General features: G+C 67.7%; 14 protein-coding genes. 9 read left to right on the top strand and 5 right to left on the bottom strand.

The genetic code is table 11. The features are described 5' to 3' along the window. Position 1: 1 nt before the first annotated feature. From MA875_RS02385 to MA875_RS02370, 4 genes are read left to right on the top strand one after another with little or no spacing between them, the layout of a single operon-like run. Entirely contained in the window at positions 2-1,588 is a 1,587-nt protein-coding gene (locus MA875_RS02385) for an O-antigen ligase family protein (RefSeq protein WP_248240031.1), read from the top strand. Further along, the gene (locus MA875_RS02380) at positions 1,585-2,445 is read left to right on the top strand and encodes a glycosyltransferase family 2 protein (RefSeq protein ID WP_248240030.1); all 861 of its coding nucleotides are present in this window, start codon (positions 1,585-1,587) and stop codon (positions 2,443-2,445) included. The genes MA875_RS02385 and MA875_RS02380 overlap by 4 nt, the downstream gene beginning before the upstream one ends. After that, the gene (locus tag MA875_RS02375; protein WP_248240029.1) at positions 2,442-4,061 is read left to right on the top strand and encodes a lipopolysaccharide biosynthesis protein; all 1,620 of its coding nucleotides are present in this window, start codon (positions 2,442-2,444) and stop codon (positions 4,059-4,061) included. Before MA875_RS02380 ends, MA875_RS02375 begins: the two co-directional genes overlap by 4 nt. Next, positions 4,061-4,930: a GDSL-type esterase/lipase family protein gene (locus MA875_RS02370; RefSeq protein ID WP_248240028.1), complete on the top strand. Its 870-nt coding sequence runs from the start codon at positions 4,061-4,063 to the stop codon at positions 4,928-4,930. Before MA875_RS02375 ends, MA875_RS02370 begins: the two co-directional genes overlap by 1 nt. A gap of 52 nt (positions 4,931-4,982) precedes the next feature. Here the strand turns inward: MA875_RS02370 and MA875_RS02365 are convergent, their stop codons facing one another. The 5 genes from MA875_RS02365 to MA875_RS02345 all read right to left on the bottom strand — a co-directional run bounded on the left by MA875_RS02365 (position 4,983) and on the right by MA875_RS02345 (position 10,275). Then, positions 4,983-6,035 (bottom strand): glycosyltransferase, encoded by a 1,053-nt coding sequence (locus MA875_RS02365; RefSeq protein WP_248240027.1) that lies wholly within the window; start codon positions 6,033-6,035, stop codon positions 4,983-4,985. A 206-nt stretch (positions 6,036-6,241) separates the two neighbouring features. Further along, positions 6,242-7,453 carry a glycosyltransferase family protein gene (locus tag MA875_RS02360; protein ID WP_248240025.1) on the bottom strand — a complete coding sequence of 404 codons (1,212 nt, stop codon included), beginning with the start codon at positions 7,451-7,453 and terminating at the stop codon, positions 6,242-6,244. Further along, positions 7,450-8,028, bottom strand: a complete 579-nt coding sequence (locus MA875_RS02355; RefSeq protein WP_248240024.1) for an acyltransferase — start codon at positions 8,026-8,028, stop codon at positions 7,450-7,452. The genes MA875_RS02360 and MA875_RS02355 overlap by 4 nt, the downstream gene beginning before the upstream one ends. Continuing rightward, positions 8,025-9,260: a polysaccharide pyruvyl transferase family protein gene (locus tag MA875_RS02350; protein WP_248240022.1), complete on the bottom strand. Its 1,236-nt coding sequence runs from the start codon at positions 9,258-9,260 to the stop codon at positions 8,025-8,027. Before MA875_RS02350 ends, MA875_RS02355 begins: the two co-directional genes overlap by 4 nt. 31 nt (positions 9,261-9,291) lie before the next feature. Beyond that, complete coding sequence (locus MA875_RS02345; RefSeq protein ID WP_248240020.1) at positions 9,292-10,275, bottom strand: hypothetical protein; 984 nt, start codon at positions 10,273-10,275, stop codon at positions 9,292-9,294. A 526-nt stretch (positions 10,276-10,801) separates the two neighbouring features. Here MA875_RS02345 and MA875_RS02340 point away from each other — a divergent pair. The 5 genes from MA875_RS02340 (at position 10,802) to MA875_RS02320 (ending at position 17,536) form a co-directional block, all read left to right on the top strand. Then, positions 10,802-12,112, top strand: a complete 1,311-nt coding sequence (locus tag MA875_RS02340) for a UDP-glucose dehydrogenase family protein (protein ID WP_248240019.1) — start codon at positions 10,802-10,804, stop codon at positions 12,110-12,112. A 412-nt stretch (positions 12,113-12,524) separates the two neighbouring features. After that, complete coding sequence (locus tag MA875_RS02335) at positions 12,525-14,240, top strand: DUF4082 domain-containing protein (protein ID WP_248240018.1); 1,716 nt, start codon at positions 12,525-12,527, stop codon at positions 14,238-14,240. A gap of 379 nt (positions 14,241-14,619) precedes the next feature. Further along, on the top strand, positions 14,620-15,432 hold the full coding sequence (locus tag MA875_RS17720) for a DUF2690 domain-containing protein (RefSeq protein WP_248240017.1): 813 nt from the start codon (positions 14,620-14,622) through the stop codon (positions 15,430-15,432). Between the two features lie 92 nt (positions 15,433-15,524). Continuing rightward, positions 15,525-15,794, top strand: a complete 270-nt coding sequence (locus MA875_RS02325) for a type II toxin-antitoxin system Phd/YefM family antitoxin (RefSeq protein ID WP_308221492.1) — start codon at positions 15,525-15,527, stop codon at positions 15,792-15,794. Between the two features lie 308 nt (positions 15,795-16,102). Next, a complete protein-coding gene (locus tag MA875_RS02320) occupies positions 16,103-17,536 on the top strand; it encodes an HNH endonuclease signature motif containing protein (protein ID WP_248240016.1) in 1,434 nt (477 codons plus the stop codon). Positions 17,537-17,591 lie beyond the last annotated feature (55 nt).

Raw genomic sequence — 17,591 nt, 5'->3', positions numbered from 1 at the left:
CATGAGCACCACATCGACCGACGCGGCCCCCACGCCGCCGCCGGCCCCCGCCTCTGCCGCGCCGCGGCGGTGGCGGGGCCCGGAGGTCACCCTGCCCGTCGGTCGTCAGATCTGGGCGTGGGTCATCCTCACCGTCATCGCAGCGATCAGCGCCTTCGCCCTGCCCGCCCTCGTGGCGGGGGGGATCATGATCGGGCTCGGGATCCTCATCCTCGTCCGACGCACGCTCTTCTCCTGGCCGGGCGCCCTGGGGCTGCTGATCGGCGTCATCCTCGTCATCCCCGTACGGCAGTACGCGCTGCCGATACCCCTGCCGTTCGCTCTCGAGGCCTACCGTGCGGTGCTGGCGGTGCTGCTGCTCGCGCTCGTGCTGGCGTTCATCCTCGACCGCACGCGGACGTGGCAGCCGATCGCCTTCGGGTGGCCGATCGGCATCTTCTTCGCCAGCCTCGTCATCTCCATTCCCGCGAACGGCGACGCTCTCGTCGATCAGGGGCTCGCGTCGACGGCCGTCAGCTCTCTGGTGAACTACCTCATCCTGTTCAGCGTCTTCTTCATCGTCCGTCAGATCGTCACGACCGAGCGGATGGTGAACGGCGTCCTCGTGGGCCTCGTCTGGGGCGGCGTGGTCATCGCGCTCTTCGCCATCGTAGAACGCGCGACCCGCTCGAACTTCTTCGTGCGTCTGCACGAGTTCCTGCCCCTGCAGGTGCTGGCTGAGGAGCCCGAGGCGTTCCGTGCGGGCGGATACCGGTCGTTCGCCTCGTCGCAGCATCCCATCGCCCTGTCGGTGATGTTCTGCCTCATGGTCGCGCTCGCGATCTACCTCGCCAAGTTCGGCCTGTGGCCGCGTAACGAGATCAACCGCCGCGTCGTTTACGGCCTCGCCACCGTCGTCCTGCTCGGAGGCGTCCTGTCCGCGGTCTCGCGGACCGCCGTCGTCGTCATGGCGGTGATGATCCTCGTGACCCTTATCTTCCGGCCGTGGCTCGGGGTCACCCTCATCTCGCTCTCACTCCCGGCGCTCTTCATCGGGCTCGTCGCATTGCCTCGGGTCTTCGAAACCATGCTGCTGTCGTTCCTCGACGTCGACGGCCTCATCGCCTCACAGCAGACCTCGCCCGGATGGCGAGGCGCCGGTCGCCTGGCCGACCTGGGCCCGGCGATGGAGGAGTTCGCCCGGTTCCCGTTCTTCGGCACGGGAGTCGGTAGCCGCATCGTGGTCGGAGACGAGCAGAACGCGTTCATCCTCGACAACCAGGTGCTCGGCACCCTGCTCGAAACGGGTGTCGTCGGCCTGCTCGGCCTCATCGCCCTGATGGTCGTTCCGGTCATCCTGCTGCTGCGATGGGCATTCACTGTCGCTCGCAATGACCCGCCCTACGCCATGCTCGCGTTCACCCTCGCGGTTGCGGGCGCCGGGTATTGCGCGTCGTTCTTCTTCTTCGATGCTTTCGGGTTCTACCAGACGCTCTTCATCTGGTTCATCATGCTCGCCCTCGGGGCGTGGTTGTTGACATCCAGCGCTCCGGCCATCGCCGCGAAGCGGGCCCGTGCCGCGGTCCCTGCGAAGGCACTGGTCGGATGACGGCGACCGCCAGCATCGTCATTCCCGCCCACGACGAAGGGGCGCTCATCGCTTCCACCCTCCGGGGTGTTCTCGCTGATGCGCTCCCCGGGGAGTTCGAGATTGTGGTCGCCGCCAACGGGTGCACGGACGATACCGTCGCCCAGGCGTCGTCCGTCCCGGGGGTGACCGTCGTCGAGACGGCGATCGCCTCGAAGATCGCGGGCCTCAACCTCGGCGACATGGCCGCCACCACCTTCCCACGTATCTACCTCGACGCCGATGTCGTCGTATCGGCCGCGACCCTTCGCTTCCTCGCCGCCGCGCTGCGCACGCGAACCGGCCCGGCGGTGGCCTCGCCGCGACTGCGGGTCGACGGCTCGCGCAGCACCTTCCCGGTGCGGCAGTACCTGCGCATCTGGGAGCAGTCCGACTACCGCCTCACCGGGCATATCGGCTCGGGCGTGTACGCCGTCAACCTCGAAGGCCGGGCGCGGTGGGACGAGTTTCCCGACGTGATCGCGGACGACCGGTTCGTGCAGCAGCTGTTCCTCTCCAACGAGCGCATCACCGTCGACGGCGAGTTCACCGTCCGCGCCCCGGCGACGATGGGCGCTCATCTTCGTCGCGCGACTCGCATCGCCGCCGGCAACCGGCAGCTGCCGACGACCGTGCAGAACGCAAGCGTCGAGCCGGCCACCGTCCGCTATCGGCGACTGCTCGGCCGGGTCGCCCGAAGGCCCCCGCTGTGGGGTGCGCTGCCCTTCTATCTCTACGGCTTCGGTGTGCCACTCGTGAAGGCTCGGCGAATGGACAGTGCAGGGTCCGGAGTGGACTGGTCGCGCGACACGTCCCTTCGTGAGGAGGCGCGCCGATGAGCCCGACGCGTTCGTCGCGGCCGGCGCTCTCGCTCAAGCAGGCCGCATCGCGAGGCGCCGCCGTCACAGCCGGTGGCCTGTGGCTGAAGACGCTCATCCAGCTCGCCTCGACGATGCTGCTCGCGAGGCTTCTCGACCCGACGGACTTCGGTCTCATCGCGATGATCATGGCGATCGTCGGTGTGGCCGACCTTGTGCGCGATTTCGGCATGACCGGTGCGATCCTGCAGGCGAAGAAGCTGACGCCGAAACAGTGGTCGAGCCTGCTGTGGTTCTCGTCCGGTCTCGGCATGGTGCTGATGATCGCGATCGCCGCCGCCTCGCCCCTCATCGCGATCCTCTACGGCGAAGACCGCCTCATCGTGCTCACGCTCGCAATCGCGCCGACCCTGCTGCTGAACGCCCTCACGATGCCGATGCAGGCGGCCCTCCAGCGCGACCTCCGCTTCGGCACCCTGGCCATGATCGACATCGTGTCGATGCTGGTCGGTGTCGTCCTGTCGCTCGTCGCCGCACTGCTCGGCTTCGGGGTCTGGTCGCTGGTCATCCTGGCGGGCGCGGGCCAGGTCTACCGGCTCATCGCCCTTTGGGTGAGCGCCCGGCTGCACTGGGGTGCGCCGCGCATCGGTCGCGACATCTACCCGCTGCTCTCCACCGGAGGCAGCATCTTCGGCGTGCAGCTGCTGAACTACGCCTCGCGCAATCTCGACAACGTCATCATCGGTCAGCAGCTCGGCCCGGCGGCACTCGGACAGTACTCCCGTGCCTACGCACTGTTCCTCCTTCCGCAGCAGCAGCTCAACGGTCCGTTGGGCCGCGTCGCTCTCCCCGTGCTCAGCCGACTGCAGGACGAACCCGACCGCTACCGCCGGTATGTGCGCGCTTCGCTGATGATCATCGGGTACCTCTCGCTTCCCACCTACGCGATCGCCGCCGCCGTGGCCTTCCCGCTGATGGAGGTTCTGCTCGGGCCGGGATGGGACGCCGCGGCTGCGGTGTTCGCCCTTCTCGCGATCGCGGGCGTCGCGCAGGCGATCGGCAACGTCCAGGGCTGGCTCTACATCACTCTCGGACGTGCGCACCGGCAGCTGGTGTATTACCTCATCACCCGACCGATTGTGATTGCGGGCTTCGTCGTGGGCGTCTGGTGGGACGGTCTCAACGGTCTCGCCCTCGTCTACGGCCTCATCACCCTGACCCTTCTCGTCCCCGGTTTCTGGGCCGCGATCCACGGCACCTTCCTCCGCGGCTGGGCAGACATCGTCTCGCCGCTCGTGCGGCCGGTCATCGTCGCCCCGCTCGGGTTCGCCGCCGCCTACGCCGCGGTCCAGTTCACCGCGCCGGTGCTACCTGCTCTACTCCAGGTCATCGTCGGTGGGCTCGCCGGAGTCGCTGCCATCGCAGCCTCGATGATCATCCCGGCCTACCGTCGCGACATCGCTGCGATCATCGACTTCGCCAAGAGCGCTCGCGGAACGCCGAAGCAGAAGGCCGGCGCGTCGCCGGTCGATCAGGAAGCGACCACCCTCGGTGCCACCGAGCCGGCGCTCGCCGACATCGAAGAAGAAGTGATGACGGATGCCGCCAGTCGGCGTCGCGCGAAGGAGACACGCTGATGCGAACCGCCCGATCTGCATTCGTCAGCCTGATCGGGGTCGTGCTCACGCTCGGGCTCGCCGCCTGCGGCGGCGCGCCCGAGCCTGCGGCCACCACCGCTGAGCCGAGCCCGACGGCCGAGGCACTGCCCGCGGGCCCGATCGCCGTCCTCGGCGACTCGATGAGCCTCGGCGTGAACGCGTGCGAGAGCGTGGGCCCATGCCCCGAGGTCTCGTGGGCGCTCGGCGACAACCCGGCGGTGTCATCGGTATCGGCCCAGCTCGCCGAATCCGAGGGCACCGAGCGTGAGCACATCTGGGGAGCCCGCGACGGCGGCACGGTCACCAACGCCGCCTCGGCGGTCGACAAGGTCGTCGCCGCAAAGTCGGGCATCGTGCTCGTTCTCGTCGGCGCCAACGACGTCTGCCGCCCCTCGGTGGGCGATGTGACCCCACCCGAGACGTTCGCCGCCACGTACAACCAGATGCTGACCGATTTGCGTGAGGGCCTTCCCGACGCCCGCATCGTCACACTCTCGATCCCCGACCTCCTTCAGCTGTGGGACATCGGACGCAGTGACGCGCGGATCGCCGAGCTGTGGAACGAGAGCCCGTCCTGCCGTTCGATCCTCGGCAACGCGCAGTCGGATGCGCCGGAGGACGTGGAGCGCCGGGAGGCGATGGGCGCCGTGATCGACGAGTACAACGCCGCCATCTCATCGGCCTGCGCGGCGACGGCGGACTGCGTCTACGACGCCGGCGCACTGCACGAGATGCAGTTCGCCGCGGAGGACATCTCCTCGCTCGACCGATTCCACCCCTCCGCTTCGGGTCAGCAGAAGATCGCGTCGGTGGCCTGGCCGCTGCTCGCGGTGAGTGCATCGAGTTAGACGACCGGAACGAACAAGGGGGGCGGCGCATTCGCGCCGCCCCCTTGTTCGTTCAGACGTTGCCGGGACGTCGAAGCTCAGCGGCCCTGGCGTTCTCGGCCGCAGCGCGTTCCCGCTGGGCTAACAGGCGGGTGACATCTGTCCGCCCGTCTCCGTGATCATCGTCGAGGTGCATCGGGGGCGCGTCGATCGACGTCACACCCATCGATGCCGCACGGGCGAGGGTCGCCGCGGTGATCGCCTCGGGAGAACTCATGATGGCGAGGCCCCTCCGGTCCATCTCCGCCGCGATCTGCACCTGATGATCGTCGACGTGCTCGCCGTGCGCCTTGAGGCGGGGCACCAGGATCGGCGCCTTACCCGCCTCGAAGGCAGACAGGGCGGACCCCGTTCCGGAGTGGGCGATGACGACGTCGGCCTCCTGCATCGCTGAGCGGAGCTCTTCGTGCGGAACGGTGACGCGACCGCTGATCCCCCACCGCGAGACATCCTGCGGTCCGGTCTGCCACAGCACGTCGTCGAAGTCGGCCAGAAGCGGCACGAGGGCGCTGAAGAGCCGATCGAAGCCGTACCCCTCCTGCGTGCCCACGGTGACCACCGCACGACGCAGCGGCTTCTCTCCCCGATGGGGCTCGACCGGGGAGTAGGAATCGTAGATCGACCCGCGGAACTGCCAGCGCTTGGTCGCCCACCCGGGGTACTGGGTGAACGTGCGCACCGACGGGAACTGCGCAAGGATGCGACCGCTGACCGACGGACCGTCGGCCCGTGCGGCGCTCTCGATATACGAAGCCCTGGCCCCGGCCGCTGCCGCCATCGGAAGAGCCGCCACCCCGGGGCTCGAGCCCGTGCTGAAGGCACGGTCGAACGAGTGACGACGAATGACGTCGGCCACCACCTGCCGGAACCGCCAGAGCGAGCGAAGCTCGCGAGGTGCCACGAACGGTGCGAAGTAGACCTCCCGGTCTGCCAGCAACGACGTGCTCAGCCCGTTCTCGAATGTGATCCAGACCTGGTCATCCGGATCGACGCCCAAGCGCTCCGACAGTGTGAAGAGTTGCTTCAGATGTCCGCCCCCAGAGCAGACCATCAGTGCTTCGGCCATGGCTCAACTCGCCATGGCACATGTGTACGTCCCCATGCGTCCCCCAGTAGTTCCGACTCGATGGAGACGTCGTCGGCTCCGCGATTCCCCCCACAAGGAATCGGTACTGAAGGCACCCCACACATGCCCTCGCGAGGGTTCAGGGCCTCGCTTCTCCTCCATGCTAGACGGGCACGGAAGCCGTCGATAGATGGTCTATGATCTCTTCACCGATCGGATCCCTGTTCGTCACGGCGGTGAAACATTCGCGATCGACCGGCCAGCTGCAGAATGGCGCGATGGCGCGCCGACCAGCTGTTCTCGTCCAACCAACGCAATCGCCGATCCTCTCCGAGCACGCCGAGACGCAGGGCGTGATCGAGGCCGTCCACCATCTCCGCCGTCGAATCGGCGAAAAGCACGCGGTCGCCGAGCCCTCGGACGGGCGGGAGATCGACGGAGACCACGGGCAGACCCGCCGCAAGATACTCGTAGACCTTCAAGGGACTCATGGCCTCGGTGAGCGGGGTACGACGATGGGCGAGGAGCGACACCTGCGAGTTGCGCAGGCTGGCGACCAGCTCTGCGCGTCCGACGCCATCGTGGACGTGGATGTTCGGGATGCTGCGTGCGACGCTGACGGCCGACCCGTCGCCACTCGGTCCGAGGAGGACGAAACTCACGTCCGGCCGCGCACGAGCGAGCACCACGAGTCCGTCGACGTCCAGGCGTGAATCGAGCGTCCCGACGTATATTGCACGCGGCCCCGGGATCCGAGCCAGCCACTCCGGAGCGGGCGGGACGGGCCCCGTCCATTCACCCGGATCGACACCATTGGGAACGACCGCCCACGGACCCCGCGGCCGGATGCGATCGATGATCTGCTGCGACACGGCGGCGACACCCGTCTCGGCCTCGGAGATCTGTTGATACGCGGCGCGGTAGGCCGGCCAATAGGGTCTGCGCGCCTCGGCACTCAACCAGTCGTCACGTCCGAAGTACGTCACCGTGGCCGCCCAGGCGAACGGCGCGAACGCGGCGACCAGCGGATTCGTGGTGATGACGCGAGGCGCCGTCAAACCCATCTCCTCCGCGTTCTCACGCAGCACGTCGTCGAAGCGCCGCATGGTCGCGAGAAGACGGGAGGGCGAGGTGGGGTCCGCTCGCACGAGCCGTGACGGCTGCACGAGCCGGCGACGGGGCCCCGATGGGAAGGGCGCGTCGGCATTCGTCATCCGTCGTCCGAGGACGCTCGGCAGCGACCGGAACGGATTGGCGACCAGCAGGCCGCCCACCCGGTCGCTCGTCATCAGCGTCTGCAGGATCCGGTCGGGTGGGCGCATCATGCCCCGCTCCACGGCGTCGTTGTAGGTCTCGTACGAGAACGTGAAGACGTAGTCGTGCACGTCGGAATCTCGAAGGGCGGTGGCGGTGGTCACTCGTCGATCCTCCTCACGATGCGGGCCGGAGAGCCGACCGCGATGGTGCGGGCGGGTACATCGGACCGCACGACACTGTTGGCACCGACCACGGCTCCCTCGCCGATCGTGACGCCAGGGAGCACCACCACGTTGTGACCGAGCCACGCGCCGTCACCGACGCGCACGGGGGCGACGCGCTCGAGCGGCTGATCACGAACGGGCAGTGATGGGTCGGCGAAGCCGTGCGAGTGGTCCGAGATGTAGACGCCCCGGCCGATTCCGACGCTGCGCCCGATGCGCACCTCTTCGACCGCCGAGATGGAGGTCTGATTCATTCGTACCCGGTCGCCGATGTGGATGACCGGCCCGTCGGCGTCGAGGAGCGGGACCATGAACCACGACGAGGGCCCGATCAGCACGTCGCGGCCGACGGAGACCATGTGAGGATTGCCCGCGCGGAAGGGGAACATGATGCGGCTGCCCCTGCCGAACTCGGCGAAACCCGGCGCCGCGAGCAGCGTCAGCGCCGCGTCGCGGGCGCGCTGGGCCTGCTGGAGAAGGATGAGTCCGTTGAGGCGCGGCGGGGGCGTCATCGGGTCACCGTCGTCGCCAACTCGACCTCGTCGAGCCCCTCGACGTTCTGCCGAGCGAGCTCGGTGACCGCGTGAACCCGTTCGCTGAGCCGAGCTCGGGAGTCTTCTCCTTCGGCGAGCACGGTATCGAGAGCGGCGATGACGCGCACGTCGAGACCCTCGCCCGGCTGGACGCAGAGCTCGGGGGCTTCGAAGAGGTCCATCAGACCTTCGACCTTCCCCTGGGTCGCGACCGTGATTGCGGGCACCCCGGACATCAGAGACATCACGGCCAGATGCATGCGGCCGGTCACCACGACGCGCGCAGCAGCCGCGAGCGACCTGATCGTCGCGGGCGCCAGCAACGTTGGGATGAGACGGACGCGGTCGCCGTGTTCAGCGTGCCCCCGTTCGGCGATCGCGGAGCACAGGGGAAGGTCATCGGCGCCGGGCCGCGACACATGGGGCACGACCAGGACATCGAGCCCCCGAGAAACGAGATCGTCGACGATCCGGCTGTACTCTGCGAGCGCTGAGCCGCCCTCACTGACCAGCCCCGAGGCGTTCAGCAGCGCATACGGCCGCTCACCGGGCATCCATAGCGCAGCTCCCTCGGGGTCGCGCGAGCGTGCTAGGAACACGATGTCGGCGGTCTCGGTGACGGCGAGTCCGTCCGAGCGCGCCCGCTCAGCGGAGCGAGGGTCGCGCACGAGCAGTCGCACTCCGGCCGAAGACGCGCGAGCCAGCGCGCGCAGCGCCGCGGGGTGCGGCGAGGCGTTCCAGCTGAAGCCGATGATCCGCACCGGCCACCCCAGCTGCACCAGCCGCTCGGCCAGCGCGGCGCGGTTGACCGACGCCCGCAGCACATAGGCGCCGTCCATCACGTCGGCGCCGATGATGCTGACCGAGTTCGCGGTCGCAAGGACCGGTCGCAGACGCCGCAGGTCTCGCGCTCGGCCGATCGCCGTGCCGTAGATGAGTGCGGGGAGCGGCAGAATTGAAACTCGATTAGTCAGGTGGTCGGGGACGACGAAGTCGCGCCGATCGCGCACGACCACGACGACCAAGCCGGCGACCGACTCGGCGAAGGCCTCGACGAGCGCCTGGTCGCCGATGTTCCCACGGCCGGGAGGCGCGATGAGGACGTCGGGACCGGATGACGCGGTCGGCCGACGTCGAAGAACGAGTCGATCCGCCGCCCTGATCAGGCGTTCGGATCGCAGGAATGAGAGCGCACGGGTACGCGCAGACATAGAGAACTCCCCCGGGTTCGTGCTGTCGGAATCATGTCACGGTCCAGATCTTCCGCAGCACGTCGTCGGTGGGAAGCGGTACTTCCGTATCGAGCCACGCGGCGTCTGCATCGGAGAGCGCGGGCGCGGAGACGAACGCGCCCGATGAGGCGGCAGGCGGGTCGGACAAAGAGGTCTGCGTGTTCTCGCTCGAGACGAACTGACCGCGGACGTTGCCGATGAAGATCGAGTCGTTGGCCGACATCTGGTCCACCGAACCCGCGCCGTTGACGGCAGCGGGATAGCCCGACGAGAAGTCGTTGGCGCCATCGGGCAGCGGGTGGCGCAGCAGCATCCGATCTCCGCCGACGACCAGGGAGTGGTCGAAGACGATGTCCGAGGCGAACGTGAACGGGATGAACGCGGCATTCGTGGACGCGAAGATCGCCGAATCCTTGATCAGAATCCCGGTGGCGGGAGAGTCTCCTGAGAGCTGCAACGTGTCTGTGTGGGCGTCGGAGCCCGCTGTCTTGTACGAGCCGGCGATGTAGCACCCGATGACGCTCACGCGATCGAGCGGCTGACCGGCGGTGCGGAACGCCCAGGAATCCTGGTCGGACAGCCTCGCGTCGGGTGTCACGCACTCGACCAGCTCGATGTCGGCTGTCGGCTCTGACGAGTTCGCCGAGATGTTGAAGGCCTGTCCCTTCGACCAGGCCCATGCCATGTCTTGGCTCGCCGAGATGACCATGGAGTTCGGGTGGTTCCAGATGCCGACGAACGAGACGCCGCGAACCTTCTCGAGACGGATGGAGTCACCCAGCGTCACCGTCCCGGCACCGTCCCGTGGGACCACCAGCACCCGGAAGTCGTTGCCTGCACTGCCGACATCGTTGAGCACTGCTGCCGCGGAGGATCCTGCGCCGTCCCCGGGCAGGACGCCGGGAGAAACTCGCACCACCGCACGGCCGCCTGACCGCATGGTCTGTTGAACGTCGGCGATCGCCGCGGCGATGGCCGCCCACGACGCATCCACTTCGACCTCCCGGTCGAACTGGTCTTGGGGCCCAGGCGTGCGCGACGGCCAGTGCGCTCCCGTCGGTCCGAAGCTCGCGTCTATGACAGGCGCCGGCGGCCAGGCCGTGCCCTCAATGGGCGGCGCCGTGGTCGTTTCCGGCGACGGCGTTCCCCACGGAGTCGGTCGAGCCCTTGGTGGCGTGGGCGCGCAGGATGCCAGGATCAACGCGGGAGCTGCGACCGCCAGGGCGAGCGCCGAGCGACGGGAGAGATGGGGCATGTGCATCCTTCGGAGGGAGAACAACCTCCACGCCACAACGTACCGGCCCCATCACCGCGGAACATTACAGCGTGAAGACGGTCAGTTAACAAGATGACGGCCACGCACTCGAGCCCCGCGCGCTCGCGCAGTCGTAGGCTCGGGCCCAACGGTACTCGAACCGGCGACGATACATGGCCGTCATCCGCATCTGATAGAAAACAGAGGCGTGTCGTGGCCGCCGAGGAATGCCGGTGCGACGAATCACCGGCTTCAGAGGAGCGTCATGCGTCTGTCAGTAATCGGCTGTGGGTACCTGGGCGCCGTTCACGCGGCGGCAATGGCGTCGATCGGCCACGAGGTGGTCGGCATCGACGTGGACGAGCGCAAGATCGCGTCGCTGTCGAAGGGCGAGGCGCCCTTCTTCGAGCCCGGGCTGCAGGAGATCCTGACCGAGGGCATCGCGTCGGGGAAGCTCTTCTTCACCACCGACATGTCCGCCGTGAAGGGCGCGAAGGTGCACTTCATCGGTGTGGGGACCCCGCAGGTCAAGGACGGGTACGCCGCCGACCTGACGTATGTCAACGCCGCCGTCGACGGACTGCTGCCCTATCTGTCGGAGGGTGACGTCGTCGCCGGTAAGTCGACGGTGCCGGTCGGCACGGCCGCGGGTCTCGCACCGCGGGTGACGGAGACCGGGGCGACGCTGGTGTGGAACCCCGAGTTCCTCCGCGAGGGCTGGGCGGTGCAGGACACCGTCGACCCCGACCGCCTCGTCGCGGGCGTTCCCGCCGGCGAGGAGGGCGAGACCGCGGCATCCGTTCTTCGCGAGGTCTATCACCCCTCGGTGGCGAAGGGCACCCCGTTCATCGTGACCGACTACGCCACTGCGGAGCTGGTGAAGGTGTCGGCCAACGCGTTCCTGGCCACGAAGATCTCGTTCATCAACGCGATGGCCGAGATCGCCGAGGTCACCGGTGCGGATGTCACGCAGCTGGCCGACGCGATCGGGCACGACGCCCGGATCGGGCGCCGGTTCCTCGGCGCCGGGATCGGGTTCGGCGGCGGGTGCCTGCCGAAGGACATCCGCGCGTTCTCGGCTCGCGCCGAAGAGCTCGGCCGTGGGGAGTCGGTGGCGTTCCTGCGTCAGGTGGACGAGATCAACCTCCGCCGCCGCGACCGCGCCGCCCAGCTCGTCGTCGAAGCGCTCGGCGGATCGGTGTTCAAGAAGAACGTCACCGTGCTCGGAGCGGCGTTCAAGCCCCACAGCGACGACATCCGCGACTCTCCCGCGCTGGATGTCGCCGTGAAACTGCACGGACTCGGCGCGTGGGTCACGATCACCGACCCGGCCGCGATCGAGAACGCCCAGCGCATCCACCCGCAGCTGAACTACGTCGAAGACCGCGACGAAGCGCTGCGCGAGGCGGACGCCGTGATCGTCGTCACCGAATGGGACGAATACCGACGTGAGCTCGACCCCGCCCACGCCGCCACCCTCGTGCGCGGCACCGTCGTCATCGACGGACGGAACTGCCTCGACGCGGACGCCTGGCGCGCCGCCGGCTGGCAGTACTTCGGCATGGGACGACCCTGATCACTGACGCTGAGACGCGCATGTTACGAGTGTGAGAAAACCTCGAGAACCGGGCGGATCGGCGGTTTTCCCACGGCTATTCTGGCGCCGGAACCTACCTGGCGACTGCATCGCAGACGGCAGGAAGCGGCCTCCCCAATGGCCGCAAACTGCGTGGGAACCGGGCCCCCTCGAGACTCCGGCACCCCCTCTCCCCGCCGCTCGAGGGGGCCGCTGTCGCCTGGGTCGATCGTTGCCTGTGTCGGCTTCTATGAACGCCAAGTAACAGCATTCACATCGGCACCACGAAACACTTGACGTAACACAGATCACACCCACTAGTCTTTCGAACAAGTGGGCAAGCGGCATCCCAAGGGCGTGGGCTTCCGCAGTTTTTCACGCCCTCAGCGCGCCGACAGAGAGCGACACACCCTTGTTTGCCGAAATCTCCCCCCAGGATGCTTCCCCCACCCCTCGCAGACGCACGCGCACCCTGCTGGTCACCGCCACGGTTGCCAGTTTCGTGGGTGCGATCCTCACCGCGGATGCCACCGCCGCCGCCACCACGGCCGTCGGCGTCCTCTCCGACACCGCCACGCCGCAGATCCTCGTCTCGCCGATCACCGGACGCGGCGAGGTCGGCCTGCAATTCTCGCCCGACACCTCAGGCTCGCTGTCGGCCGTGCAGTTCTACCAGAACGCCTCGAACTCGGGCGTCACGAGCGCGTCGGTGTGGTCATCGACGGGCGAGCGCCTCGCCACCGTGGCGGTCAACCCGAGCGCGCCGATCGGGTGGCGCACCGTGCCGGTCGATGTGCAGCTCGAGGCCGGCGCGACGTACACCGTCAGCGTCTACGACTCCAATGGGCGCCCGCCGGTGACCGAGGACGCCTTCGCCACCGCCCTCACGGTCAACGGGCTGTCGACGCCTGTCGGGGCCGGCGTCTACAGCTACGCAGCAGCGAGCGTGTTCCCCGCCACCCCTTCGGCCTACAGCTTCATGGTGGACCCCGTGTTCACCCCCGATGCGGCACCAACTTCTCCTGTAGAGGGGCCGACGGAGCCGATGGAGGAGCCTGTCGCCGAGCCGACGCCTCCGCCTCCTGCTGCGCTGACGACGGCCCGCTACGGCCCGGATGGGACGCATTGGCCGACGAACACTCCCCGTGCCGGCGAGGCACGGGTCGTGACAGTGGCGCCCACGTGGGCCGCGATCTCGAACGCCATCAAAGCGAACGCAACTTCATCTGACGCCGTCGTGATCTGCGTCGCGCCCGGCAACATCGTCGGTGGGAACGGGGCCGGCTCGAGCTCGCGAGGAGTGATCGAGAACGTCGGCAACGCGCAACGCGCGTCTCGGATCCTGGTCAGCGCCTGCGACGGCGTGGGAACAGTCAAGGCCGTGGGCGACAAGGGGATCTCCTTCGTCGGCGTGAAGGGGGTCTCGATCGTCGGCATCGACTTCTCGGCTCAGCCGGTGATGATCCGGAATGCTCAGTCCTTCGGTCTCGGATACACCGTCGTTCCCACCCTCTTGGTCACGGGCAACGGAGGGAATGACGTCCGCGATGTGGACATCGTGGAAGTCGTTGCCGGAGTCGACGCTCGTGTCAATGCGACCGGCGATCGCGTTGAAGTGAAGTCTGCAGACGGCTCCGACATCGACGGAGTTCGGTTTGTCGGCTTCTACGCCGCGCCGAACTACAAGGTGAAGGGTTCGACGGCACACATCGACACGGTGCAGTTCGTCACCACAGCCGGCGACGGGGTCATCTCCAACGTGGTGTTCGACGATGCGGCGGTCTTCATGTCGTCGAACCAGGGGGTCATCGCCGGGGCGAACAGAGGCGGATCGATCTCCGAGTCGGCGTTCTTCGGCGGCCCCATCGGACAGCTGCGCTACCCGGTCTACGCGGAGGGGTATCAGATCGTCGGGGCCAACATGCTCCACGGGACCTGGTCGAATCTTCAGGTCACAGAGTCTGTTGTCGCCGGAAACATCGCAACCAGCTACAGCTTCACTGAGGTTTTCGGGTCCTGGAGCGCCAAGGGCGATCGCGGCTTCCAAAAGCTCACATCGATAACCCTGGAAGACATCGATCGGATCGCGCCGATGCCGACGCCGGAATTTCTCGCCTCCATTTGGTAGCCGTGGTGGCGTGAGACATCACGAATCCCCTCCTGATGTGGGTCAGGAGGGGATTTGTGCGGGATAGGGCTTGGGATAAGCAGGGATGGCGACGGATGCCGCGCCCCCGCACGGCCGACTCCCCCGGTCGACGCCGTGCCGCGGCATCCGTCCAATGCCCTCGGTCGCCATGACGACCGGTCCCCAGATCTCGGGCACGAATAAGCGTTGCGCATCTGCCCTCGGCCGATGCGCAGGAAGTGCACGGAACGGAGGATTCGCGCGTTTCCGTCCGCCTCGAACCCGATTCGACAACCGCTTACCAGCGTGGGTCGCATTCACTGGTATACATACTGTGGCGCTCGGGGCAGCGCACGAAGAACGCGACAGAGGGGGGCCCGTGGCGGAATCGGAGCACGTCGAGGGCGAAGGCAGCAGCGACTCGATCCAGCAGTTCGCTCGAGATCTCGGCAGGCTCCGGCTGCAGGCGGACAACCCGACACTTGCTCGCCTTCAGGCGGAAACCGGCATTTCCCGGACAGTCCTGTCCGAGGCCTTCAACGGGGCCAAGCTGCCGACGGCGAGAACGGTCGACGGCATCGTGAGGGCGTGCGGCGAGGACCCCGGCCCGTGGCTCGACCGGCGCGACGCGCTCGCTGCGATTGGCGCGCGCAGGGACACGATTGATGTCGAGGTGGCCTCGCCGTCCCGTCCCGCGACGGCGGGAATGTCTCGGCGCGCGGCTGTTCTGCTCGCGACGGGGACGTTCCTCGCCGGCGTCGCGGGATCGGCGATCACGACGACGCTCATCGTGACGAACGCGCTCGCGGCCGGTCCCGGCGCGCCGCAGATCTCCGTGGCGACGGGCGAGGATCCCGCGCTGACGGCGTGCGTCGAGGATGCGCGGGTGGCGACCGGCGACACACGCGCCGACAACTCGCTTCTCGAGATCGTTTGGTCGGACAAGTGCCAGGCGGGGTGGGGCCGCATCACGCGGTACGACGGTCTCGGCCAGGGCAACACCGTCACCATCGCCATCTACCCCGAGACCGCGCCGAACGGGCCCGATCGCCAGGAGGCGACGGAGCACAATGTGCAGGGGGCGTACACGACCCTTGTCGTTCGTCCGAGCCCCGACACCCTCCTGTGCGCCGAGGGCAGCTTCACGGTCGACGGGAAGCGGATCGATCTGGGCGACCCGCTCTGCATCTGAGGCTGTGGCCTGCCCATAGGCGTGACTGTCGACAACTGGTTCCCTAGACCGACGACGCCTCGGAGGCGTCATCCTCTTTTCGAACATGGCAGATCGACCAGTCTTCGACTAGTCATGTTTCCACGTCCAGTGTCAGTGCCCATGAAGCGAAGACCCACCTATCCAGGCTGCTGGAGCGCGCCGCGGGTGGCGACGAGATCACCATCACCAAGCATGGACGCCCGGTTGCGAAGCTCGTGTCGGCGACGCCGCCACGAGCAGAGGCCCCCGACCTCGCTCACGAGATGCGGGCCTTCCGCGCCGCGCTCGGCGATGATCATGTCGAGGTCCGCTCCCTGGTCGAGGACGGCCGCCGGCACTGATGCGACGCGTGCAGAACGCACCGGTTCAGCTCTCGCCACCCTCGATGCGCGACTTGCCGACGCTGCACCGGCCGCCGGGATAGATGTCTGGCCATCAAACAGCTAGATTGACGGCCCCAAGCCCGATCAGCCTGCGACCGGCGTCGATCCCGCGACTGTTCTCGGGTTGACGGGCTCTTGTGGCGGGCGCCGCAAGGAAGAACAGCCGCAGGTATCTCGTATTTTTCTTCTATTTGATGGCTACCGTACCGGAGTCAATGTCGGAACCCTCTGCGATGATGTGGGTAGGTCATCGAGACGGGGTACCAGTGGACGCGGACGAGCAGCGGCGGCGGGCGGAGGAGAAGCGCGCCGGGGTGTTCGCGGATCGGCTGGCTCGGTTGCAGCGGGCTGAGGCGAAGATCGCGGCGGAGAAGACGCGGCTGCTGGCGGAGGCGTATGCGTTGACGGTGGAGCAGCGGTCGCGGATCGGGTCGGTGTCCTCGCGAGAGCGGGACATGCCGCTGCGGTCCATGGCGCTCGAGCTGGGGATGGCGGTGCGGGTGAATGACCGGTCGATGCAGTCGCAGATGCATGACGCGCACGAGCTGGTCGAGCTGTTCCCGCAGACGATGGCGGCCCTCGAGGAGGGGCGTGTCAGTCGGGCGCATGCGCAGGTGATCCAGGACGCCGGCCGGGTGATCGAGGATCCGGTGGATCGGGCCTCGTTCGAGCGGATCGTGTTGGTGGAGGCGGAGCGGCAGACGGTGCCGCGGACGAAGAAGTACGCCCGCCAGCGCGCGGAAGTGTTGGACCCGCGGCCGTTGCAGGAACGGCATGACACCGCGATCCGGCAGCGGCGGGTGTGGGTCACCGATCTGGATGACACCCTGTCGGCGTTGACGATCGTGGGCGGGAACGTCTACATCCACGGCGCCTACCACCGCCTCACCACCCAGGGCACCACCATTAAAGACGTCGACCGCGCCAAGCGACGCGCCTACGCCACCGCGCCGGCGGGCGCCGGTGCCGGGTCGGACGCCGGTGCCGGGTCGGACGGTGGCGATGGTTCGGGGGCAGCGTTTGGACTCGGCGACGAAGGCGACGGGCCGGGTGAGGATGCGGAGCCGTGGTTCGATGAGCGGACCCTGGATGAGATCCGCTGCGACCTGGCCCTGGACATGCTCCTCGCAGGTTCCCCGGTGATCGATCCCACCGATCCCGCCACCACCGGCGGTGGGCTCGGCGCGATCCGGGCGGAGGTGCAGATCACCATCCCTATCACCACATTGACGGGGGTGACGAACTCGGGGGCGGAGTTGAACGGGGTTACCCCGATCGATCCGGAGACCGCGAGGCGGATGGCCGGAACCGCCCGGGTGTGGGAGCGGGTGATGACCGACCCCATCACCGGCGTCGTCACCGCCGTCGACCGGTACCAGTTGCATCCCTCGCAAACCCGATACCTCAACGCCCGGGATGTGACGTGTCGAACGCCGGGTTGTCGAAGGCCGGCGAGACTCTGTCACATCGATCATTCGAAGGACTTCGCCCTGGGTGGGAAGAGTTGCAACGACAACCTCTGCAACGAATGCGCCCGACACCACACGCTGAAACACGCGACCAACTGGCACGTCGAGCAACTGCCCGGCGGCATCCTGAAATTCACCAGCCCCGGCGGGAAGACCTACGACAGCCACCCACCCTCTCGCGTCGCCTTCGTCCCCACCGACGACGGCGGATACGGCGTCGCACCCTTCTGAGACTCGTCGACCGGGGACAGGCGCGCATGCCGGATGCACCGACGGCCCGCACATG

Source organism: Microbacterium kunmingense, assembly GCF_023155745.1.
Lineage (GTDB): Bacteria > Actinomycetota > Actinomycetes > Actinomycetales > Microbacteriaceae > Microbacterium > Microbacterium kunmingense.
The sequence above is the reverse complement of the archived record's forward strand: the minus strand, read 5'-3'. Positions and strand labels throughout refer to the sequence as shown.